The organism is Cyanobacterium sp. (assembly GCF_054166785.1).
In genome coordinates this window covers 23,024-45,886 of sequence record NZ_JBSZCP010000043.1, presented here as the reverse complement: position 1 = coordinate 45,886, position 22,863 = coordinate 23,024, and the positions used below count along the sequence as shown (strand labels likewise).

General features: G+C 38.4%; 20 protein-coding genes. 13 read left to right on the top strand and 7 right to left on the bottom strand.

The window, feature by feature from the left end; translation table 11 throughout:
• Nucleotide 1 precedes the first annotated feature (1 nt).
• From ACXITR_RS08855 to ACXITR_RS08820, 8 genes are all read left to right on the top strand, one after another.
• Complete coding sequence (locus tag ACXITR_RS08855; protein WP_457996866.1) at nucleotides 2-1,396, top strand: helix-hairpin-helix domain-containing protein; 1,395 nt, start codon at nucleotides 2-4, stop codon at nucleotides 1,394-1,396.
• A gap of 198 nt (nucleotides 1,397-1,594) precedes the next feature.
• Nucleotides 1,595-1,906, top strand: coding sequence for a co-chaperone GroES (groES, locus tag ACXITR_RS08850; RefSeq protein WP_457996865.1), 312 nt, complete (start codon nucleotides 1,595-1,597; stop codon nucleotides 1,904-1,906).
• 104 nt (nucleotides 1,907-2,010) lie between these two features.
• The gene (groL, locus tag ACXITR_RS08845; protein WP_457996864.1) at nucleotides 2,011-3,636 is read left to right on the top strand and encodes a chaperonin GroEL; all 1,626 of its coding nucleotides are present in this window, start codon (nucleotides 2,011-2,013) and stop codon (nucleotides 3,634-3,636) included.
• Between the two features lie 137 nt (nucleotides 3,637-3,773).
• A complete protein-coding gene (gene acs / locus ACXITR_RS08840; protein WP_457996863.1) occupies nucleotides 3,774-5,747 on the top strand; it encodes an acetate--CoA ligase in 1,974 nt (657 codons plus the stop codon).
• Nucleotides 5,748-5,923: 176 nt separating this feature from the next.
• Nucleotides 5,924-7,882: an HpaII family restriction endonuclease gene (locus ACXITR_RS08835; protein WP_457996862.1), complete on the top strand. Its 1,959-nt coding sequence runs from the start codon at nucleotides 5,924-5,926 to the stop codon at nucleotides 7,880-7,882.
• An 82-nt stretch (nucleotides 7,883-7,964) separates the two neighbouring features.
• The gene (msrB, locus tag ACXITR_RS08830) at nucleotides 7,965-8,471 is read left to right on the top strand and encodes a peptide-methionine (R)-S-oxide reductase MsrB (RefSeq protein ID WP_457996861.1); all 507 of its coding nucleotides are present in this window, start codon (nucleotides 7,965-7,967) and stop codon (nucleotides 8,469-8,471) included.
• Between the two features lie 7 nt (nucleotides 8,472-8,478).
• The gene (gene msrA / locus ACXITR_RS08825) at nucleotides 8,479-9,060 is read left to right on the top strand and encodes a peptide-methionine (S)-S-oxide reductase MsrA (RefSeq protein ID WP_457996860.1); all 582 of its coding nucleotides are present in this window, start codon (nucleotides 8,479-8,481) and stop codon (nucleotides 9,058-9,060) included.
• A 176-nt stretch (nucleotides 9,061-9,236) separates the two neighbouring features.
• Nucleotides 9,237-9,824, top strand: a complete 588-nt coding sequence (locus tag ACXITR_RS08820) for a DUF1997 domain-containing protein (RefSeq protein WP_457996859.1) — start codon at nucleotides 9,237-9,239, stop codon at nucleotides 9,822-9,824.
• A gap of 160 nt (nucleotides 9,825-9,984) precedes the next feature.
• Here the strand turns inward: ACXITR_RS08820 and ACXITR_RS08815 are convergent, their stop codons facing one another.
• The 3 genes from ACXITR_RS08815 to ACXITR_RS08805 all read right to left on the bottom strand — a co-directional run bounded on the left by ACXITR_RS08815 (nucleotide 9,985) and on the right by ACXITR_RS08805 (nucleotide 13,342).
• The gene (locus ACXITR_RS08815; RefSeq protein ID WP_457996858.1) at nucleotides 9,985-10,377 is read right to left on the bottom strand and encodes an ArsR/SmtB family transcription factor; all 393 of its coding nucleotides are present in this window, start codon (nucleotides 10,375-10,377) and stop codon (nucleotides 9,985-9,987) included.
• Nucleotides 10,378-10,474: 97 nt separating this feature from the next.
• Complete coding sequence (locus ACXITR_RS08810; RefSeq protein WP_457996857.1) at nucleotides 10,475-12,004, bottom strand: sensor domain-containing diguanylate cyclase; 1,530 nt, start codon at nucleotides 12,002-12,004, stop codon at nucleotides 10,475-10,477.
• Between the two features lie 462 nt (nucleotides 12,005-12,466).
• A complete protein-coding gene (locus ACXITR_RS08805; RefSeq protein WP_457996856.1) occupies nucleotides 12,467-13,342 on the bottom strand; it encodes an energy-coupling factor transporter transmembrane component T family protein in 876 nt (291 codons plus the stop codon).
• A gap of 162 nt (nucleotides 13,343-13,504) precedes the next feature.
• On the opposite strand from ACXITR_RS08805, the gene ACXITR_RS08800 reads away from it, so the two are divergent.
• Entirely contained in the window at nucleotides 13,505-13,747 is a 243-nt protein-coding gene (locus ACXITR_RS08800) for a DUF4327 family protein (RefSeq protein WP_457996855.1), read from the top strand.
• 60 nt (nucleotides 13,748-13,807) lie between these two features.
• The gene (locus tag ACXITR_RS08795) at nucleotides 13,808-14,959 is read left to right on the top strand and encodes an aminotransferase class V-fold PLP-dependent enzyme (protein WP_457996854.1); all 1,152 of its coding nucleotides are present in this window, start codon (nucleotides 13,808-13,810) and stop codon (nucleotides 14,957-14,959) included.
• Nucleotides 14,960-15,005: 46 nt separating this feature from the next.
• On the opposite strand, the gene ACXITR_RS08790 is transcribed toward ACXITR_RS08795, so the two are convergent.
• Nucleotides 15,006-15,233 carry a ferredoxin-thioredoxin reductase variable chain gene (locus ACXITR_RS08790; RefSeq protein WP_457996853.1) on the bottom strand — a complete coding sequence of 76 codons (228 nt, stop codon included), beginning with the start codon at nucleotides 15,231-15,233 and terminating at the stop codon, nucleotides 15,006-15,008.
• 434 nt (nucleotides 15,234-15,667) lie between these two features.
• On the opposite strand from ACXITR_RS08790, the gene ACXITR_RS08785 reads away from it, so the two are divergent.
• On the top strand, nucleotides 15,668-15,991 hold the full coding sequence (locus tag ACXITR_RS08785; RefSeq protein WP_457996852.1) for a DUF1830 domain-containing protein: 324 nt from the start codon (nucleotides 15,668-15,670) through the stop codon (nucleotides 15,989-15,991).
• Between the two features lie 129 nt (nucleotides 15,992-16,120).
• Here the strand turns inward: ACXITR_RS08785 and ACXITR_RS08780 are convergent, their stop codons facing one another.
• The gene (locus tag ACXITR_RS08780) at nucleotides 16,121-17,671 is read right to left on the bottom strand and encodes a ferredoxin--nitrite reductase (protein ID WP_457996851.1); all 1,551 of its coding nucleotides are present in this window, start codon (nucleotides 17,669-17,671) and stop codon (nucleotides 16,121-16,123) included.
• Between the two features lie 370 nt (nucleotides 17,672-18,041).
• Between ACXITR_RS08780 and ACXITR_RS08775 the strand changes: the two genes are divergently transcribed.
• Nucleotides 18,042-18,788: a DUF1449 domain-containing protein gene (locus tag ACXITR_RS08775; RefSeq protein ID WP_457996903.1), complete on the top strand. Its 747-nt coding sequence runs from the start codon at nucleotides 18,042-18,044 to the stop codon at nucleotides 18,786-18,788.
• A 104-nt stretch (nucleotides 18,789-18,892) separates the two neighbouring features.
• Entirely contained in the window at nucleotides 18,893-20,995 is a 2,103-nt protein-coding gene (locus ACXITR_RS08770; protein ID WP_457996850.1) for a flotillin family protein, read from the top strand.
• 36 nt (nucleotides 20,996-21,031) lie between these two features.
• On the opposite strand, the gene ACXITR_RS08765 is transcribed toward ACXITR_RS08770, so the two are convergent.
• Entirely contained in the window at nucleotides 21,032-21,400 is a 369-nt protein-coding gene (locus ACXITR_RS08765) for a hypothetical protein (protein WP_457996849.1), read from the bottom strand.
• Nucleotides 21,401-21,597: 197 nt separating this feature from the next.
• Nucleotides 21,598-22,857, bottom strand: coding sequence for a SufS family cysteine desulfurase (locus ACXITR_RS08760; protein WP_457996848.1), 1,260 nt, complete (start codon nucleotides 22,855-22,857; stop codon nucleotides 21,598-21,600).
• Nucleotides 22,858-22,863: the final 6 nt, after the last annotated feature.

Sequence of the window (22,863 nt, the reverse complement as noted above, 5' to 3'; positions counted from 1 at the left end):
TATGGTAAAAATAGTTAAAAGGCGATCGCACGGTATCCAAAAAGTATATGATATAGGAGTAAGAAAAGACCATAATTTTATATTAAAAAATGGCTTAGTAGCTTCTAACTGTTTTAATAAATCTCACTCTACTGCTTACGCTTATGTAACTTATCAAACAGCATATTTAAAGGCTAACTATCCCGTAGAATATATGTCTGCCCTGATGAGTGCTAGTAGTGATAGTCAGGAAAAAGTAGAAAAATATAGGGAAAATTGCCTAAAAATGGGCATTGAAGTATTATCTCCTAATATTAATTACTCTCAAAAAGACTTTACCCCCCAAGGAGAAAAAATAATTTTCGGACTATCTGCCATTAAAAATTTGGGAGAAAATGCCATTGAAAATATCCTTGAAGCAAGGGAAGAAGCAGGAGGTAAATTTGAAGATATGGGAGATTTTATCGGTAGAATTAACCTCAAAACAGTTAATAAAAGGGCATTGGAAACCCTAGTATATGCAGGGGCATTTGATACTATTCATAGTAATAGAAAACAACTGTTAGAAGGGTTGGAATTACTAATTAGTTGGTCACAAAAAAGACAACAAGAAAAAGAAAGTGGTCAGTTAAATATGCTCGATTTACTTCCTACCGAATCAGAAACAAATTCTAATCATGTAGTCTATGCTAATGCTCCTCAGTTACCTAAAGTAGAAGACTTTTCCGCCCAAGAAAAACTTAAATCAGAGAAAGAATATCTCGGTTTTTACGTTTCAGAACATCCTCTCAAACCATTAATCGATAAAGCTCAAATTCTCGCACCTGTCAACATTGCCGATTTACCTCAACAAAAAGCTAGGAAAAAAATTTGTGTGGTGGTAATGCTTACTATGATTAAGCCTCACATCGACAAAAATGGTAATACCATGGCATTTTTAACCGCCGAAGATATTTCTGGACAGGTAGATGCGATCGTTTTTGCTAGTACCTATGATGAGGTGAAAAATCAACTGAGGGAAGATACTCCCGTGATTATTTGGGGTAAAGCAGACAAAAATAAAAAAGATGATAAACCGCAAATTATTGTAGATTTTATAGAAGTTATTGAACAGGTAAAAATGGTTTTAATTAACCTCACTTTTAACCAAGCCGATGACCCTAAATTACAAGGTAAGCTAAAGAGTATTTTACAAGAACAATCTGGAGAAAAAAATAAAGCTAAAATCCCTGTTTTTGCCCTAATTCACGACTTACAAGAAAGAATTTTTATTCGCCTAGGACATAACTATTGGGTACAAAATGCTGAAAATACCGTTAATGCCTTGAAAAATGCTGGATTTGATGCCTCCACCCAGTCTTTAAGCCATAATTCCACTCTACAAAAAAACGTAGTTCCCCAGACCCATTCTAGTTAAATGGTGTTAGCCCTGAGAAGCCTAATGGTTGCAGTGTCAGTGATAGGGCAGTACAGTTCGGAAACCCGTACTATAAAACCCATTGCTATGGTACACTGATTTCGGTTAAATTAGCACTCGTGAGGTGAGAGTGCTAACGGCATTTTTACCAAGCAGATTAAAAATACTAACTATATTAAAGTAAGGAGTAAACCATCAATGGCTGCAATTACCATTAATGTATCAACTGTCAAGCCCTTGGGCGATCGCGTTTTCGTCAAAGTAAGTGAAGCTGAAGAAAAAACTGCTGGGGGAATCTATCTACCTGATAACGCCAAGGAAAAACCCCAAATTGGTGAAGTTGTCACCGTGGGTGATGGTAAAGTAAATGATAAGGGCGATCGCACCGCCGTGGAAGTAAAAGTAGGTGATAAAGTGCTTTATTCCAAATATGCAGGTACCGACATCAAACTTGGTAGTGATGACTATGTCCTACTCTCCGAAAAAGACATTCTCGCTGTAGTTTCCTAATTTTATATTGAAACCCTAAAGGTAGCTCGATACTATCGAGCAGATTCAAACCTTTCCAACCATTAAATTATTTCAACTTTTAGAGTAAATAAGAAAAAATAACTATGTCCAAATCTATCGTTTATAACGAAGAAGCCCGTCGCGCCCTAGAACGTGGTATTGATTTATTAGCCGAAGCCGTTGCCGTTACCTTAGGCCCTAAAGGTCGTAACGTAGTATTAGAAAAAAAATTCGGTGCTCCTCAAATCGTCAATGACGGTGTAACCATCGCCAAAGAAATCGAATTAGAAGATCACATCGAAAATACTGGGGTTGCTTTGATTCGTCAAGCTGCTTCTAAAACCAATGATGTAGCAGGGGATGGTACCACCACCGCCACCGTACTTGCCCACGCCATCGTCAAAGAAGGTTTACGTAACGTAGCCGCCGGGGCAAACCCCATCGCCCTCAAACGTGGTATCGACAAAGCTACTGAGCATTTAGTAGAAAAAATCGCTGCCCATGCTAGAAAAATCGAAGATAGCAAAGCCATCGCCCAAGTAGGTGCTATCTCTGCGGGTAACGATACCGAAGTAGGTGAAATGATTGCCCAAGCCATGGACAAAGTGGGTAAAGAAGGAGTTATCTCCCTCGAAGAAGGTAAATCCATGGAAACCGAACTAGAAATCACCGAAGGTATGCGTTTTGAGAAAGGTTATATTTCTCCTTACTTCGTAACCGATGCCGAGCGCATGGAAGCTGTATTTGAAGAGCCTTTCATCCTCATCACCGATAAAAAAATTACCCTAGTTCAGGACTTAGTACCTGTTTTAGAACAAGTTGCCCGTCAAGGTAAACCCTTAATCATCATTGCTGAGGACATCGAAAAAGAAGCCCTCGCCACCCTAGTGGTTAACCGCATCCGTGGGGTATTAAATGTAGCTGCCGTTAAAGCTCCCGGTTTTGGCGATCGCCGTAAACAAATGCTTGAAGACATTGCCATCTTAACTGGTGGACAAATGATTAGCGAAGATGCAGGACTAAAATTAGATACTACCACCGTAGATCAACTTGGTACTGCCCGTCGTATGACCATCACCAAAGACACCACCACCATCGTAGCCGAAGGTAACGAAAAAGAAGTTAAGAGCCGTTGCGAACAAATCCGTCGTCAAATCGAGGAGTCTGACTCCTCCTACGACAAAGAAAAATTACAAGAGCGCCTCGCCAAATTAAGCGGTGGTGTAGCGGTAATCAAAGTAGGTGCGGCCACCGAAACCGAAATGAAAGATCGTAAGCTCCGCTTAGAAGATGCCATCAACGCCACTAAAGCGGCCGTAGAAGAAGGTATCGTTCCCGGTGGTGGAACTACCCTAGCTCACCTAGCTCCAGGATTAGAAGAGTGGGCAAAAGCCAATTTAAATGCTGAACAGCTTACTGGTGCTTTAATCGTAGCCCGTGCTTTAACTGCTCCTTTAAAACGTATTGCAGAAAATGCAGGTCAAAATGGCGCAGTGGTAGCGGAAAGAGTTAAGGAAAAAGACTTTAACACTGGTTATGATGCGGCTAACAATGTATATGTAGATATGTTTGACGCTGGTATCGTTGACCCTGCCAAAGTAACTCGCTCTGGTATTCAAAATGCCGCTTCCATCGCTGGAATGGTGTTAACCACTGAGTGTATCATCGTTGATAAACCTGAAAAAGACAAAGGTGCTGCCCCTGCGGGTGGTGGAGACTTCGACTACTAAGGTCAAGGTTAATTAAATGATTTTGGGGGTGGGCTATGGGTCCACCCTTTTTTGTGTGGTCAATAAAATTTAATAATTCACAGGTTGAAAATATTGTAGAGTAAAGGGTTGAGACTATTTTAAAGATAATATTATCAATGTCACAACCTACTATAGAATCCATCCTTAAGGAAAAAAGAACTTTTAAACCCTCTGCGGAGTTTGCTAGTAAGGCAACCATCGATAGTTGGGAGAAATATCAGGAACTATATCAAAAAGCCTCGGAAAACCCTACGGAATTTTGGGGAGAATTGGCGGAGTCGGAGTTAGAATGGTTTGAAAAGTGGGATCAGGTACTAGATTGGAGTAACCCCCCTTTTGCCAAATGGTTTGTTAACGGTAAAATTAATATTTCCCACAATTGTTTAGATCGTCATCTCACCACTTGGAGACGTAATAAGGCCGCTATTATTTGGGAAGGCGAGCCAGGGGATAGTCGCACCCTTACCTATGCTCAGTTACACCGTGAGGTGTGCCAAATGGCTAATGTGATTAAGCAGTTAGGGGTTAAAAAAGGTGATCGGGTAGCCATTTATATGCCGATGATTCCCGAAAGTGCGATCGCCATGTTAGCCTGTGCCAGAATTGGGGCCGTCCATAGCGTCGTATTTGGGGGATTTAGTGCCGAAGCCCTGCGGGATAGACTCAACGCCGCCGAAGCCAAATTAGTTATTACCGCCGATGGAGGTTTCCGTAAAGATAAAACCATCGCCCTCAAACAACAGGTTGACCTCGCCCTCGAAGATAACAAAGCTCCTAGTGTGGATAACGTTTTGGTAGTAGAGCGCACCAAGGAAAAAGTCCATATGGAAGCAGGAAGAGACCATTGGTGGCACGACTTACAAGCAGGGGTTAGCTCCCATTGCCCCGCCGAACCCATGGACAGTGAAGATATGTTATTTGTCCTCTACACTAGCGGTAGTACGGGCAAACCCAAGGGAGTCGTCCACACCACGGGGGGTTATAACCTCTATGCTCACATTACTAGTAAATGGATTTTTGACCTCAAGGATAATGATGTTTATTGGTGTACCGCTGATGTGGGTTGGATTACAGGTCATAGTTACATAGTTTATGGCCCCCTTTCCAATGGGGCGACTACGGTAATGTATGAGGGAGTACCACGCCCTTCTAATCTTGGTTGTTTTTGGGATGTGGTGGAAAAATATGGGGTGAATATTTTCTATACTGCCCCCACGGCTATCCGTGCTTTTATCAAAATGGGGGAACACCACCCCAACGCCCGGGACTTATCCTCCCTCCGTCTTCTCGGTACTGTGGGCGAACCCATTAACCCTGAAGCATGGATGTGGTACCACAAGGTAATCGGTAAGGAAAAATGTCCTATCGTCGATACTTGGTGGCAAACGGAAACAGGGGGCGTGATGATTACGGCGTTACCCGGGGCAACTCCCACTAAACCTGGTTCAGCTACCCATCCTTTCCCCGGCATTATGGCGGATATTGTGGATTTAGATGGTAATCCTGTGGCTGACAATGAGGGGGGTTATTTGGTGGTGAAACATCCTTGGCCCGGTATGATGAGGACGGTATATGGTGATCCTGATCGCTTCCGCAATACCTACTGGGAGCATATTGCCCCTAAAGATGGTAATTACCTCTATTTTGCTGGGGATGGAGCGAGAAGGGATGAAGATGGCTATTTTTGGGTAATGGGTCGTGTGGATGATGTGATCAATGTTTCTGGTCACCGTCTCGGCACTATGGAAGTAGAGTCTGCCCTTGTCTCCCATGCTGCGGTGGCTGAGGCTGCGGTGGTTGGGAAGCCCGATGAGGTGAAGGGTGAGGATATATGCGCTTTTGTCACCCTGGAGGGAGGTTTTGAGCCTAGCGATGATTTGGCAAATCAGCTTAAAGCCCATGTAGTACAGGAAATAGGTGCGATCGCCCGTCCTGCGGAAATCAGATTTACTGATGGGATGCCCAAAACCAGATCTGGTAAAATTATGCGTCGTTTGCTACGTAGTCTAGCCTCTGGACAAGAAATCGCTGGGGATACTTCCACTTTAGAAGATCGTAGCGTTTTAGATAAACTCCGAGAAGGCGCATAGAAAAGGTATTAGGTTTTAAGTGTTAGGTTTTAGGAATATTAAGTGTATTAATAAAACGAACAATGGGCTTAAGCCCATTGCCAATAAAAAATAAATAAGAGTACGATTTCTAAATCGGATTTACTATCAAATATAAAAGCTCAACACACAGTAAAGTAAACTTTATTAAATATACATTGGAAAAATTTAAATTCATCGATTTATTTGCAGGAATAGGAGGATTTCATTTAGCCTTTCACTCTCTGGGGGGGCAATGCGTTTTTGCCTCAGAAATTGATACCCATGCCAGAAAAACCTATCAATATAACTTCTACTCCATGAATCCAGAATTATTTGATCAAGGGATGTTTAATGACGATATTCGCAAAATATCTCCCCATGAAATTCCTGATTTTGATGTACTATGCGCTGGATTTCCCTGCCAACCATTTAGCCAAGCAGGACATAAAAGAGGTTTCAATGATAATCATAAATCTGAGCGAGGAAATCTTTTTTTCAATATAGTTGATATTTTAGAAATTAAAAGACCAAAAGCATTTTTTTTAGAAAATGTTAGGGGTTTAATTAGTCATGATAAAGGTAAAACATTTCAAATTATCCGTAGTATCTTAGAAGAAGAATTAAGCTATAGTTTTTATTACCAAATTGTCAAAGCCTCTGATTATGGATTACCACAATTAAGACCTCGAACTTTCATTATCGGTTTCAGAGATGAAGGATTTTTGAAAGGATTTAATTTTCCCCCTCCTAAACCTTTGAAGTTTGATATGTCAGATGTTTGGGGCGGTAAGTGTTCACGGGAAATTGGCTTTACCCTTAGGGTTGGAGGAAGAGGTTCTAATATTAATGATAGAAGAAATTGGGACTCTTATTTGGTTGATGGTGAAATAAAACAATTAATGCCTGAACAGGGAAAAAAAATGCAAGGATTTCCTGATAGTTTTGAGTTTCCTGTGTCAAAAAAAGAGGCTATGAAACAACTAGGAAATAGTGTAGCAGTTGACGCTGTTAGGGAATGTGGTAAAAGTTTATTAGACCACTTAAAGGTTATTGAATTACAAAATTTGGATATGAAGAAAACAAAAAATAAGGGAGAATGGACTGAAATATATTCTTTTTTAAAAATTATTAATGATAAACAAATTACTTTATCAGATAAAGATTTAAATGATACGCAAAACTACTTTTCTGTGTCTAAAGTATCTACCCTAAATCTGGATCAAGATGTAATATTGACTGATACTGATTTAGTTTTTATAGAAAATAAAACAACTAAGGAAAAAAGACAAGTTAATATAAAAGAGCTTATTAATAAAGATATTTTACAAAATTTAAGTCATCAAATTAAGCAAAATAAAGGAACGTTTGAAATTGATGATATGGTAGCGATACAAAATGAATTAGGTATTTCAATTATAAAAGGAGGTAAAAGTAATCAAAAAGCCGATATTGTTTTAGACATCAAAAAACAACATTTTCATAAAATTAATGAAGGATTTGGAATAAAATCTTATTTGGGGAATAAACCGACTCTTTTAAATGCTTCGGGTAATACTAATTTTATTTTTCAAGTTAATAATTTATCCACTGAACATATAGATATGATTAATGATGTGAACAGTCTCAAATCCCGTATGGGTAAGATAATTGATATGGGGGGAAACTTTTCTTTTCATCGAGTGGAAAAGGAAACTATGGCTTACAATCTTAGAATTATTGATTCAATGATGCCTGAGATTTTAGCTCAAATGTTATTAGAGTTTTTTGTAGAAAGAAACAATCGTTTATGGGAAAATTTAACTTCAGTTTATAATCAAAAAAAATTAGTCAATATAACTGATGAATTACCTGTTTTAATTATTAAAGTTAAAAGATTTTTAGTAAGTGTTTTATTAGGCTTTTTTGCTGGAACTAAATGGGATGGAAAATATTCTTCTAATGGTACAATAATTGTTAAAGATGATGGAAAACAACTCGCTTTTCATATCATTGATCTTTCTTCTTTAGAAGATTATTTATTTGAAAATATATGTTTTGATACCCCTTCAACAACTCGCCATCGTTATGGTAAATTGATTTTAGAAAATGATGGTAATTTATATTTTAAACTAAATTTACAGCTTAGGTTTCGTTAGTTTATAAATTAATATTGAAAAGCAGAAATGCTATGATTATCTATATCAAATACCATTAGTTATTATTAAATACTCAATTGTGATGAATCGTAAAACATTTTTTGGTTTAGGGATAGGTGCAATTCTAAAAGCAAGTATTGCCCCCACTTTCTTGATGGCATGGATAAAACCTGAACAAAAATTAGACACTGATGGAGAAGAAAAAATACTCCTTTCTGATGCTCAATGGCAAGAAAAATTAACCCCTGCCCAATATCATATTTTAAGGGAAGAAGGCACGGAAAGACCCTTTTCTAGTGTTTTAAATGATGAAAAACGCAAAGGGACTTTTGTCTGTGCGGGGTGTGAATTACCCTTGTTTAAATCCAGTATGAAATATGATAGTGGTACTGGTTGGCCTAGTTTTTATGATACGATCGCCCTTAACGTAGAAACAAAAACCGACTTTAAACTAATCATACCCCGTACCGAGTATCATTGCCGAAGATGTGGTGGTCATCAAGGTCATGTATTTAATGATGGCCCTGCCCCCACTGGTAAACGTTACTGTAACAACGGTTTAGCCCTTAATTTTGTACCTGAAACCTAATTTTTTGATGAAAAAGCTATTATTAATTATTCTCCTATGCTGGTTTACCCTAGCCCCCATAGCCCACGCCGAAAATATTACCAAAGCCACCTTTGCCGGAGGATGTTTTTGGTGTATGGAAGAGCCTTTTGACGAGTTAGATGGAGTTATTTCCACCACCTCTGGTTATACTGGAGGGCGGGTTGTTAATCCCACTTATAAGCAAGTTAGTGCGGGGAATACTGGTCACGCTGAATCGGTAGAAGTAGAGTATGATGCTGATAAGGTGAGTTACGATCAGCTATTAGATGTATTTTGGCATAATATTGACCCCACGGTTAAAAATAGGCAATTTTGCGACGTAGGAAATCAATATCGCACCGCCGTTTTTTACCATGACGAACAACAAAAAGCCCTCGCTGAGACTTCTAAGGAAAAAGTTGCTCAGGAATTAGATACCGATATTTACACCGAGATTACCTCCGCCACGGAGTTTTATTCTGCGGAAGACTATCATCAAAACTATTACCAAACTAACACCCTACTTTACAAATTTTACCGTAGTCGGTGTGGGCGCGATCGCCGCCTAGCGGAAGTTTGGGGAGATTAAGTCTTGACGACAACAGGGATGGTTTAACCATCCCTCAACCCTTAATTTATATTACAAATTTCTAAGAAAGCATCTAGTTAAAGTACCGTTTCAATGTAGGATGAGGGAATACCGAACCTGAATATTAAGAAATGTAAAGTATAATTAAGGGAGGAAGTCAATCATTGTTTAACAATATGAATATTTGTTTTGAGGCGACGGAAAAAGTCAGATTAAAAGTAGAACAAAAATCTACACCCATTCAGCACTATCTAAGACAACCGCAACGACTTGTTAAAGCCATTGCTGATGAAAAACTTATGACTCCGTTACCCGATGATTGCTATAAATTAAGAATGCACCCCCTAAACTTTTTAGACATTTATCATTTTCAGCCTATTGTGGTTTTGAAAGTATGGGCTGGGGCTTCTGGGTGCGTTTATCTCAATTCGGAATCCTGTGAAATAAAAGGTATTGAGTATATCAACCGTCGTTTTTCTTTATATCTAAAAGGAAAGTTAACCCCTGAAGAAGTAGAAGGAAAAGTGTATTTGACGGGGAAGGTGGATTTACAAGTAAAAGTAGATTTACCCCCTGTGTTGTGGTTAACCCCTCAACCTTTACTACAAAGTACCGGCAATGGGTTATTAAAAGGTGTCTTGATGCGCATTAAGCAAAGATTAATGTCTCAATTGGTGCAAGATTATTATAACTTTGTGGCAGAAAACTCTGGAAAAACAGAAAAAGATGGCTATGGCTTAACTGACGTTTTACCTCAAATGTAGTGTAATTTTGGACATTGCTTAATTGCGGGATGAAATATACCTGAATTATTTAAATAACTTAGTGTTCAAAATATATTATTACCATTGCCCATCTCCATGAGAAATCATACCTAACATCAGCAACTCCTAATTTTGATTAGACATTGTAGGATATGGGGAATTAATCAACTTCGTCTAAATGTTCTGCCACAGCACGATATAATTCAAAAACGTGATGGTCTAAAAGACGATAATAAACTCTTCTACCTCTTTTTTGATAAGCCACTAGACGGATTGATTTTAATGTTCTCAGTTGATGAGAAACCGCTGACTCACTCATTTGTAACATATTTGCCAAGTCACAAACACATAATTCCTCTTGAGCTAATACAGACAAAATTCTCAGACGATTAGCGTCTCCTAATAGTCCAAAAAAGTCCGCCATTCTTTGGGATTTTTCATGACTTAAAATTTTTCCTTCAAAAACTTCCCATAGCTGATTATCCACTTCATGGGATGAGCAAGGGATTAATTCATTTTTGGAGTGAGTAACACTAGGAGAAGAATTTTTCATGGTGAATTGTAAAACGCTTTTTGTTGCTATGGCTACTTACTATCTTAACCCACTTCTTGACCTCACACTGCCCCTGAAAATGTAAGGATTTTAACCTCTACTGAAAAGTTTTAAATTGATTTCTACCTTCTTTCTTGGCTAAATATAGAGCCTGATCTGCTCTTTCTATTAGTTCTTCTGGGGTATTATCATAGTGGGGAATGGTGGTGGCAATACCGATGCTAAGGGTAATATATGTTGAGATTTCCGAAAGTTCGTGGGGAATTTCTAAAAGTGCGATCGCACTCTGGATTTTTTGAGCAACGATAACACCTTGTTCCATATTAGCATAGGGTAAGATAACCACAAACTCTTCACCTCCGTATCGAGCAACCGTATCAGAAGCATCTCGCACCACAGAATTTAAACATTGAGCAATCCTTGTTAAACATTCATCACCTTGGGGATGCCCGTAAAAATCATTATATAGTTTAAAAAAATCCACATCTATTAACAACAAAGATAAGGGTTTATTCTGCTTCATTAAAGAATCCCATTGTTGTTCTAAAATATGATCAAAATAACCTCGATTACCTACTTGGGTAAGACTATCAATATAGGCTATTTTTTCAAGAAATTGATTCGTTTGTTGTAAACTAACCTGTATAGCTTCTAACTCCCTCGTGCGCTCTAAAACTCTATCCTCTAAAACATCTAGGGTTTCATATAATTTATTTTGGCTGATTTTTTTCTCTGCTAATACGGCATATAGAATTAAGGTAACTATAGAAATTATCGCTGTGAATGATTGCAATAAAATCAAAGATAAATTAACCGAATCTTCCACAAAAGTTCCATATCCAAAGCTAGTACAAACAATAGCAATTAACGCAATAATACTCACTAATAAACTAACTTGAAAACGTTTTAGCCTAAAAACAGCCCAGATTATGGGAGGAAAAAGTAAATATTGCACAGGATAAGCTAACCAAAAAGCCAGAATACAGATAAATAAAACCGTTAAAGCAATGGTAGAAGTTTCCCAAAAACCAGCCCCCCCGGAAACTAAGTTTTTCTTTTTCCATTGCATAATAGTGGGGGAAAAAATGACATGGGCTAAGGCACTACCCAACCACCAAGTGATTAAAGTATGAAAATATTCTTGTCTGCCAATAACATTAATAATCAGTAGGGCTGAAACTCCCATCAGGGCAGAAATAATCGGAGAAAATATAATTGCCCCAATGAAAATACAAACTGATTGAATACTAATAAAAACATCTTTACTTCTAACAAACTTTTGGATGATACATCGGGCAACCATGGGTTGAAAACAGTTTGCTAAAGCACAGCTGATTTGAATAAAAGCAAAACTTAAAAAGGATAGATTGGGGCTAATTCTCTCTAGGGAGGGGGTAAGCCCGATAATAGAAGCGATGGCTATACCCGGAAAAACTTGAATACCGTATGTCAATACCAAAGGCAAAGTCATGGCAGAAGGAAACCAAACGGAGGCAACCTCGGAATGAAGGGTACTAAATTTGTGACTAGCATTGATTCCCACAATATAAAGTAGGATGGTCATCAAGTTGATACCAATTAAAAAAAAGTTAGATTTTTCCCCTTCTCTGAGCAGTTTTAAAAGCACTACTTATAAATACTATTTTATATTTTAGTTTACCATCATTTTATAAATACTATCAAAGCAAAAAAATATCTTTAGCTACAAAAGCTATGATACTGGATTCCTAGATAAAAATATGCTAATCAAACGAATAATAGGCTTAAGCCCATTGCCCATAAACCATAAATAAAAGTAATGTTTATACATCGGATTTAGTATGAAATACCATTCGTCATTTATGATCATAAATTATTAACCTCACACTACAAGAAAATACATTTAGTGATACATTTTTATAGGTTAGAAAACGGTTATCAATACTGACTTATTATCTTTTGCGGATATTTTTAGGGAGTGAATAGAGTTAAACTTCTTTTGTTATGTAATGGGTGGAAAGATGATAGTTAATAAAAGTATAACAAAGTTCAACTTAGGATTAATGGAAAAGAGTTATTTATATCATTTTAAGCAGATACTTAATTAGGGTTACATTTGTCCTATAGCTATTCGACAAAACCAGAAAATAGCAAGGAAAAACAGGGCTACAACGTCATTGGTTTTTATTCTTGATTCGTGCCATTGTACTTTGTGAGTTTTTGGGGTAGTAAATCCTCTGGACTCCATGGCGATCGCAATTTGTTCGGCTCTTAGTAATATGTTTTCAAGTAATTTTTCCATCACAATTACCCATATCTGAATGCTTTTTTTTATACCTAATTTACGCCATTTTATTGCTCTAGTTCTAATGGATCTAATTAAATTTTGGATTTCTTCTAATACTAAAGGGATAAAACGTAGGGCGAGGGTGAGGGTTAAAATCATCTCCGTTACGGGAAACTTAAACCTATTTAATGGGGATAATAAATCTTCTAATCCTGCGGTAATTTCTTCGGGAGCGGTGGTTAATAAAAAGAGATTACTACTATAAATTAAGGTGAAAAATAACGTACTTACTCTAATAGCTAAATCAAGGGATCTTCGGGTAATATTAAAGTTACCAAAGCTATATAATATATATTGATAATCCGTAGGTTGGGTGATGGTAATTTCACTTTCTGGCAGACGTGGTTGATATGTTATACTTAACCCATCGGGGGCGATCGCCGTTAAACAAAAACTAAGTATTCCTATTAATAATAACCATGTAATTTGTTTCTTTTGTACTCTCCAAGGAATAAATGATAACCAAGTAATTAATAAGAGAAAAACTACCAAAAAAATTCGCCATGGTTCATTGGCCAATAGGGGAGATAAAATCAGACTCATTAACCATCCTAATTTTACCCTCGAATCTAATCGATGAAGCCAAGAAAAGGGTTTTTCTACATATAACCCGATAGGGAGCGATCGCAATAAATCCATAAATGTACAAAATAGTTAATAATTATAACATTGAGATCCAAGTATTTCCATTAGTAAAATAAAAAGAGTGAAATAGTTGCGACTTTCAAAATGAAAAGTATAGAATTTAACAGAAAGTTATTACTTTTTAGTAGCAACTTAAACATCAGCAATTATATTATTATGAATAGCCAAACTTTTCCTAATGTATCCTCCTATGGATATACCTTCGAGTTTATAAGGGATGAGATTCGAGCCTTAGTTGAAAAAGGTGTGCTAAGTCGTCATCAACCTATCTATAGCCTAGCTCAATTTATCCCCCCTAGGGAATGGATGGGAGTGGAAAAAAACCTCGAACAGCAAGATATTTTATTGCGCGATCGCATTTGTGATCTTTTAGGGGCAGAAAAATGGGAAAATGATTAGGTGTTCTAAAATTGACAATTAAACTTTCAGAGGGTTGGAAATATTTCAACCCCTACTTTTATGGATATTAAAGAATTAAGAGCAGATTTTAAAGGCTTAGAAGATAAACAATATTTTAATTTTGGCGGTCAAGGAATCCTTGCTCAATCTACCTTAGAGAGTATTATTGATACCTATAGATACGTAGAAAAAATAGGTCCTTTTGGTTTAAAAATTAATAGTTGGATTAACGAAAATATAAAAAATGTTAAAGGTGCGATCGCCCTTGAAACTAACAGTAAAATAGAAACTATCACCCTCACAGAAAATGTCACCGATAGTTGTAATATCGCCCTATGGGGCATCGAGTGGAAGCCAGAGGATGAAATATTACTCAGTGATGCCGAACACCCCGGGGTAATTGCTAGTATCAATGAAATAAAAAGAAGATTTGGTGTCAAAGTTACCACCTTTCCCCTCGTTGATACCCTCAACCAAGGAAACCCCGTGGAAGTAATCAAAAATCACCTCACCCCCCAAACTCGCCTCCTCGTCATCAGTCACGTATTATGGAATACTGGGCAAGTGCTACCCCTCAAAGAAATTAGCCAAGTATGTCATCAATACCCCAGTGATAAACCCATGCAAATTCTCGTTGATGGCGCTCAATCCGCTGGGCTAATTCCCCTCAACCTACCTGAAACAGAAGTTGACTTTTATGGTTGTACAGGGCATAAATGGTTATGTGGCCCTACGGGGGTAGGTTTTTTATACGTTAAAGAGAATTTGGCAACCCCCCTTCATCCTACCTTCATCGGTTGGCGTGGACTAGATTTTAGTAAATCTGACTTACCCTTTGCCCAAGATGGTAGTAGATACGAAGTAGCCACCTCAGCATATCCATTATATACAGGATTAGCCAGGGCGATCGCCCTTCACCGCTCATGGGGCAACCCAGAAAAACGTTATCAACGTATTTGCCAACTAAGTGCCTATCTCTGGGAAGAATTAAACAAAATAGAAGGTATTAAATGCCTAAAAGATACCCCTCCCCAATCTGGATTAGTTTCTTTTTATACCAAAAATCCTAGTCCATTAGTCTCTAGCCTAGAATCAAAAGGATATTATCTACGCACCCTTGCCTACCCATCCTGTGTAAGGGCTTGTGTCCATTACTTCACCCTCGAATCAGAAATTGAAAGTTTGGTTAAACAAATTCGCTCAATACTTTAAAACTAGGGGGGCATTACCCACCCCCATGATTGTCAACAGTCCATGGTTAATTGTCAATTTTAGCAATCTCATCATCCCGAAAATGAGCCTTAAACTTCTTGCTAAACTTAACCAAATAAGGGAAATTAGCACTTACAGGTCTTCCCTGCCATTCTGTTACAATTTCTATTAACTCTCCTTCCATGCCCTTAATATCGAAAGCAGCCTTTTTATGCTCAGGGTGATGATATACAATTACCGATTCAGTTACCTTAATGCGATCGCCTACGTTCATAATTTAGATATAATGATTTGAATAAATTAACTCTTTTACCGTGTTTTAACTAACAAGCCTCGGATAAGCGCAAAAAAAACCTCATTTACAGGATCACAATTTAAGAAAATCTTATCCATCAAGAGGCAACCATATTATTTTTGCACACTCCGTGAGATCTGCAAACCATCTTTATGGGTTTTTGATAAAAATTAACCATTACTTCTTCCAATCAACATTTTATCCATTTCCTAAGAAACTTAATCGTTTTCTCTCAAAATTAAACCTTTTATTTAATAGTAAAAATAACTTAATATTTTTTTAACAATTATTAATATGTCGCAAAAATAAAAAAAATAATCAAATTGGTAATTATCTTTACAGCTAGTTGGGATCAAGGAATGTTAACTTAGAAAGTGTAAAGACAAATATAAATAACAAATATCATAATTATTATGGCTCAGATATTAGATGCAATTCCCAACGATGATAGTGATAAAATGATGTGTTGCTATGTTAACGCAACCAGTCAAATTCAAGTAGCCAGAATTACAAATATAGCAAATTGGTATTTTGAAAGAGTAGTATTTCCCGGGCAAAGACTTATATTTGAAGCCCTGCCAGAAGCCTTATTAGAAATTCATTCAGGAATGATGGCAAGTTCAATTTTATCTGATACCATACCCTGTGGCACCTTATCTATTCAACAAGAAACAGAGGGGAATGAAAACCAAGCAAATGATTCCCAAGAAGAAAATCTCGAATTACTTTCTGCTTAATATCTACACAGAAAAAGGCTGGGAAACCAGCCTTAATAATTAATAATTAGTTTTTAGAGAATGGGCAATATTAGGAAAAAGAAAAGTTACTAATAGTAATCCATATAACAATATATTTTTATCCCCTGTTTATTTCACCGTAGCCCCAAACTGATTGATTAACAAATCCTTCAAAATAGGTTTAAGATCATCACAAGGAATACTTTTTTGTGCTAACTCCCCTAACTTAGCATCCTTGCCAACCTTACCCCCAAGGAAAAGATTAACCCCCTCTACTACCGAGCCATCTTTTTTCGCCTTAGTACCCATTAAGCCAATATCTCCCGCTTGGGCTTGTCCGCAAGAGTTGGGGCAACCTGTCCAGTGAATACGCACCCTTTCAGGAATATTTAACTCCTCATCCAACTCCTGAGCTAATTTTAAACCCCTTGCTTTAGTTTCCACCAAGGCAAAATTACAATATCTTGCCCCAGTACAGGATATGAGCGATCGCACTAAAGTGGTAGGATTAACAGGATAACGTTGTAAGATAGGCTCACTCAAAAATGCGTCCACCTTATCATCCGCCACATGGGGAATAATAAAATTTTGCTCTACCGTCGCTCGAATTTCTCCATTGCCATACACATCCGCTAAACGGGCAATCTCAAACATCCCCTCCGCATCTAAACGCCCCACGGGGATATGAATACCAATGTAATTATAACCCTCCTGCTTCTGAGGATGTACCCCCAAATGATCCCGTTTTTCCATGGTAATCTCATCGGTAGGGGCAGCAAACTCAAGGGATTTACCCAACTCTTTTTCCACCTCGATGCGGAAACGATTCATCGTCCATCTATCCACCAACCACATTAAACGAGACTTACCACGATTTTCCCTCAACCTTTCCTCCAAGCCATTCACCGTATATACCGTCAAAATAGCCCGACAAAGTTCCACAATTTCATCATCATCAGCCCTTACCCATACATCCATGGGAATCGCCTCAGCGCACCTTTGGGCAGATAAATAACCCCCAATCAACACATTAAAACCCAACTCCCCATCCTTATAAGCAGGGATAAAAGCCACATCATTGATTTCTGCATGGATAGAATTATCTCTACCCCCCTCCACCGCAATATTAAACTTACGGGGTAGATTACTCAACTCATAATTACCCTCCCCATTGTTGGTAATCATCGCCTGTAACTTATAATTTACCTCCCTAGTATCATACAACTCATGGGGGTCAATTCCCGCCACAGGAGAGCCTGTGAGGTTACGCACATTATCCATCCCCGATTGAATGGAAGTTAAGCCCACCGCTTCTAGTTGACTAAAAATAGTGGGTATATCCTCTAATAATACTCCCCTGAGTTGAATATTTTGACGGGTGGTAATGTCTGCACTACCATCATCGCCGTATCGTTGGATAATTTGGGCAAGGGTAGTTAACTGTTGAGAGTTGGAGATTCCATTGGGCATTCTCAAACGCAACATAAATTTGCCGGGGGTTACAGGGCGGAAAAAGATTCCTAACCACTTTAAACGGACAATTAAATCATCCTCGTTGAGGGCTTCCCAGCCAATATTTGCAAAATGTTCTATTTCCTGTTTGACATCTAGGCCATGTTTTGCGGCTTTTACTTTTTCTATTTTATTTAGTTTAATTTTTTTTTCCTCTGTCACCGTCATGGTTACCCCATTTATATATTTTTTTATTTAGTCGTGACCATAGAGTATCAATCACATCATTTTTATTTTGTCAGTTTTACTACTAAAGTTAAAAGCATAATGTAATAAACAAAATATTTATATGTAATTTTTGCATACACGATTTACCATGGAGGGTGTTGCTTATTTTTTGGATGCAACATCATTAAACTACAGCAAATATTACCCATTGCCCATTCTCGATGATCACTTCTTCCTTTATACATTTATTACAAAAAAGTTAATGTTGATAACCTTTCTAGGGTTTAGGGTTAAGCTAATAAGTGTAGTAAAAATATTTTTTATTACTTTGAAAAATCAGTTTTTTATGATCAAGGAATCGGAGTAAATGTTGCTATTTGACATCAATAATCTTACTTATTGGATATTTCTAGGTATCGGTGTATTTTTGTTTTTGCTGGTAATTATTTCCGGGGGTGGTGAAGACCAAGATATTGATACTGATGCGGATTTTGATGTGGATGCTGACGGTTATTTTGATACGGATGTGGATGCTGATGTGGATGCTGATGCGGATAATAGTCTCGATGCAGATATGGAGGCAGATGAGAGTTTTGAGGGCAATTTTCTCTTATTTTTGTCCTGGTTTGGGGTTGGCAAAAGCCCTTTATTAATTCTCCTTGCCATCGATTTTTGTAGTTGGGGGGTGATTGGTTGGTTTCTGAATGTCACTATGGGCGGTTTGATTGGGGAAATTCCCCAAGGGGCGATCGCACTTTTGATCTTTTTGGTATCCCTTGGTTTTAGCCTTTGGATTGGGCGGATATTATCGAACCCCATCGGTAAAATTTTTGCTAATTTTGGGGAAGAAATAGATGGAGAGCGTTTAATTGGTTGTACGGGCAATGTAACCTCTATTAAATTACCCTATCTCGTGGATGGCAAAGTAGCCCAAGCCGATGTATTAGACAATGCCAGAAACCTTGTCACCGTGGAAGTAGCCCTACCAGACTGGGCAAAAGTTATTCCCCATCGAGGACAGGAAGTTTTAATTATTGACCGTCAACAACATTGCTATATTGCGATCGCCAAAGATACCTCCGACGAAGATAAATGGCTTAATTCAATTAATAATTAGGAGGTGAGGTAACAGGCAAAAGGCAATAGATAAAACATCAACAACAACCAAAAAATTTATCCTAACTAACAAAATTTTATTTAATAACAAAAGAGGAAAAAAAGATGAACAACTTCTGGCTTACTTTTATCCAACAATTACCTACCATTAATGTAGATCAATTAGGATTAGAAAATAATACTCAATCCTTACCTATTCAACATAGAAATTTAAACGAAACCACCGCCACAATTCCCATTAATACTAACCCTGTTATGGGACAATTAAACATCGGAAATATGACCTTTTTTGGTGGCTTAATTGCAGCCTTAGTCGTCCTTGGTTTGATTGCCATTTGGGGTTACACCAGGGTTTATACCATCACCCCTAACAACGAAGCCTTTGTACGCACGGGGGGCATTTTCACCAAAGATAAAAAAGTTATTCTCAATGGTGGTTGTATGGTTATCCCCGGTTTCCATGAATTAACCAGAGTGCCATTACGGGAGATTTCCATTGATGTGGTAAGACAGGGCAATTTGGCGGTGCGCACCAAGGACTATTTACGGGCGAATATGCGGGTTACTTTCTATGTTTGCATTAGTGCCGATAAAGATTCCGTGTTGACGGCGGCTCAACGATTATCAAAACAGGGTAAAATCTCGGAAGTAGATATAAAAGATGCCCTCGAAAAACGGGCAGATGATGCCATTCGGGCGGCGGCGAAAAAGAAAACCATTGCGGACATTGACTCGGATAAATTAGGTTTTGCGGAGGAGGTTTTAAACCTAATTCAGCAGGATTTACGCAAGGTGGGTTTAACCCTTAACAACATTGCCATCTCGGAAATTGAGGAAAGTGATACCTATGATGAAAATAATTATTTTGATGCCCAAGGGGTAAGGTTGCGCACGGAAACCATCCAAAAATCCATTAAGCAAAAATTGGATGTGGAATTGGAGATGACGAGGGAAAAAAGGGAAATTGAATTGAGTACCCAAGTCGCCATTGAGCAACAGGAATTAGCGGCCGAGAAGCAGTCTTTGTTGATTGGTAAGGATAAGGAAGAGGCTAAGTTAACCAAGATGAAAGACATTGAATTTCTTAAAGCCCAACGGGAAAGGGAGGTTCAAGAATCAAAAGATCAAGAACAGGCTAAAATTGAACGTAATAAAATTCTACAACAACAGGCCATTGAAGAGGAACGAATTAAACAACAATTGGCGGTACAACAAAGTCAAATTGAAGCTAATATTAGCCTAGAGGAGCAAAATAAAAAGTTCCGTGTCGCTCAAACTTTACAGGAGCAAGAGGCGGAAGTGGCTCAGATTGACCGTCAGCGCACCGTAGAAGCCACTCGTTTACGCGCTCAGATAGCCATAGCTGAAGCTGATCAAGAGTCCCAAATTGCCCAACAGGAAGCCTCCATTGCGATCGCCAATAAAGAGAAAGAAAGGTTTGTCGCCGAAGCCCAACGGGCAGAAGCAGAGGAAGGGGTTAAAACTGCCCGAGAGGTAGAAAATGCGGAAAGACAAAAACAACTATCCCTAATTGTGGCGGAAAGGGAAGCGGCAGAAAAACGTATTACTGATCAAAACGTGGTGGAAATTGATGTTTTCCGTCGTCGTCGTCAAGCCGAAATTGCCCGTCAGGCAGCAGAATTAGAAGCCGAATCTATCCGTACCCTAGCGGATGCTCAGAAGTATAAATTGATAGCTGAAGCTGAAGGTAAAAAAGCTCTCATTAATGCCGATAATAGCCTCAGTGACGCAAATCGGACAGCGGAGATCATAAAATTCATTTTCCCCGAAATAGCCCCCCAATTGCCTGAATTACTAAGGGCGATCGCCCCTCAACCCGGTATTTTAGGAGATGCCAGAATTTACTCATTTCCTGGGGCAAACGGCAACAACAACGGGCAAAGCAACGGTAACGACATCAATAAATTGTTATTTTCTACCAGCGGTTTATCTTTGATAAATACCCTCATGGATGAAGGAAAATTAGGCAGTTTATTAGGACAAATAAAAGGTTTATTAAATACGAATAACGGTACTCAGAATGATTATACTCAAACTGATTTTAACCCCGAAAATAAACCCACAGAAGCCCTGCAAGACTCTTCAGAATTACCTCAAAATAATGATATTCAGCAATCCTCTATGACAGAAGAAGATGAGGACATCGATTTTTCCCCTTGGGTAGAAGATGAAGATACTGCCATCTAAGAATAAATAAAGGTGGGCAATGCCCACCCCAGAATCTTATTTGCGACAAACAAAATTAATCAAAGAAGTATCCAACGGTTTAGATGGACTACTCCACCCCGGATTAAGACTGACAAAAGATACACGGGTAGCCGATTGAAAATCACCTTGTCTAATGGCACGATAGCGATTAGTGCGACAGTTAGCCTGAAGTCTGGTATAACTTGCATCAGCATTCACCACATCATAGGTGATAATGTTCGCATTTCTAGTCAAACCGTTGAGATTAACATAAACCTCCAATCCAGCGGAATTAGGTACTAATTGCCATGATGGATTTCTGATTTCCGCTACCTCTGCTTTTGCAGGGAGATTGATAGTTAGAAAAGGAATTATGGATAACAACAGAATTTTAAAGGGCTTCATTTTATACTAAGTATGATTTATAAAATATACTTTTATTTATTATTTTTGGCAGTGGGTTTAAGCCTATCGTTCGTTTTATTAGTATACTGTTCTTTACGAATTCAGTATTACCTACCCATGGTAAGCAGGGCAATTAAATATTATTTACCAAAAAACCTGCATTATCAATTATCAATTCTCCATTATCAATTATTCCCCTACATCATTTGTGTAAAAAAATCAATGGTTTCTTGGAGTGCTTTAACAAAGACATCTATTTCCTCAAAAGTATTGTAAAAATAAAGACTAGCCCTCGCACTACCAGAAATTTCTAAATATCGGTGTAAAGGTTGGGTGCAATGATGCCCAGAACGAATGGCAACCCCTTCATTATCAAGGAGTGTAGCCAAATCACTAGCATGGATACCCTGAACATTAAAAGCAGCTAAACAAGCCCTTCCTTTACCCTCTGGGGTGGGTTGATTGCCGTAAATTTTTAAGTTAGGAATTTTGTTTAACCTCTCAAATAAATAAGCCGTTAATTCCTCCTCATAGGCGTGAATTTTATCCATGCCAATATTCGTTAAATAATCCACCGCCGCACCGAGGGCAATGGCTTCACCGATGGCAGGGGTACCTGCTTCAAATTTGTGGGGTAATTCACCGCAGGTAAAATGGTCAAGATATACCTCCCCAATCATTTCTCCTCCCCCAAGGAAAGGGGGCATTTCTAATAATAATTCTTCCTTACCGTATAAAAATCCTATCCCTGTGGTAGCACACATTTTATGTCCTGAGCCTACTAACCAATCACAATCCATGGCTTGGACATCGATGGGGAGATGGGGAAGACTCTGACAGGCATCAATTAATACTTTTGCCCCCTGCTTATGGGCTAAATCAATGATTTCTTCTACGGGGTTGATGCAACCGAGGGTATTAGAAACATGGACGATGGATACTAATTTGGTTTTTTCGTTGAGGAAGGTTTTATATTGTTGAAGGTTAAATTCTTCGGTGTCGGTAAGTTCGACAAAACGGATTTTTGCCCCTGTTTTTTGGGCGATAATTTGCCAAGGAACTATGTTACTATGGTGTTCCATGACGCTCAAGATAATTTCGTCACCTTCTTTGAGGTTGGTTAAACCCCAGGTATAGGCAACCACATTAATGGCTTCACTGGCGTTACGGGTATAGACGATTTCGTTGCGACTACGGGCGTTAATGAATTTTGCTACTTTATCCCTTGCCCCTTCGTAATCATCGGTTGCCCTTCCGCTAAGACTATGGGCGCCTCTATGGACGTTGGCATTGTTTAACTCATAGTAGTTTCTGAGGGCGTTGATAACGGCGGTGGGTTTTTGAGATGTGGCGGCGTTATCGAAGTAAATTAGGGGATGGCCGTTGATTTCTTGGTCAAGGATGGGAAAATCTTTTTTTATGTTGGGATCGATCGCACTTACTTGAGTTACTGTCATAACAGG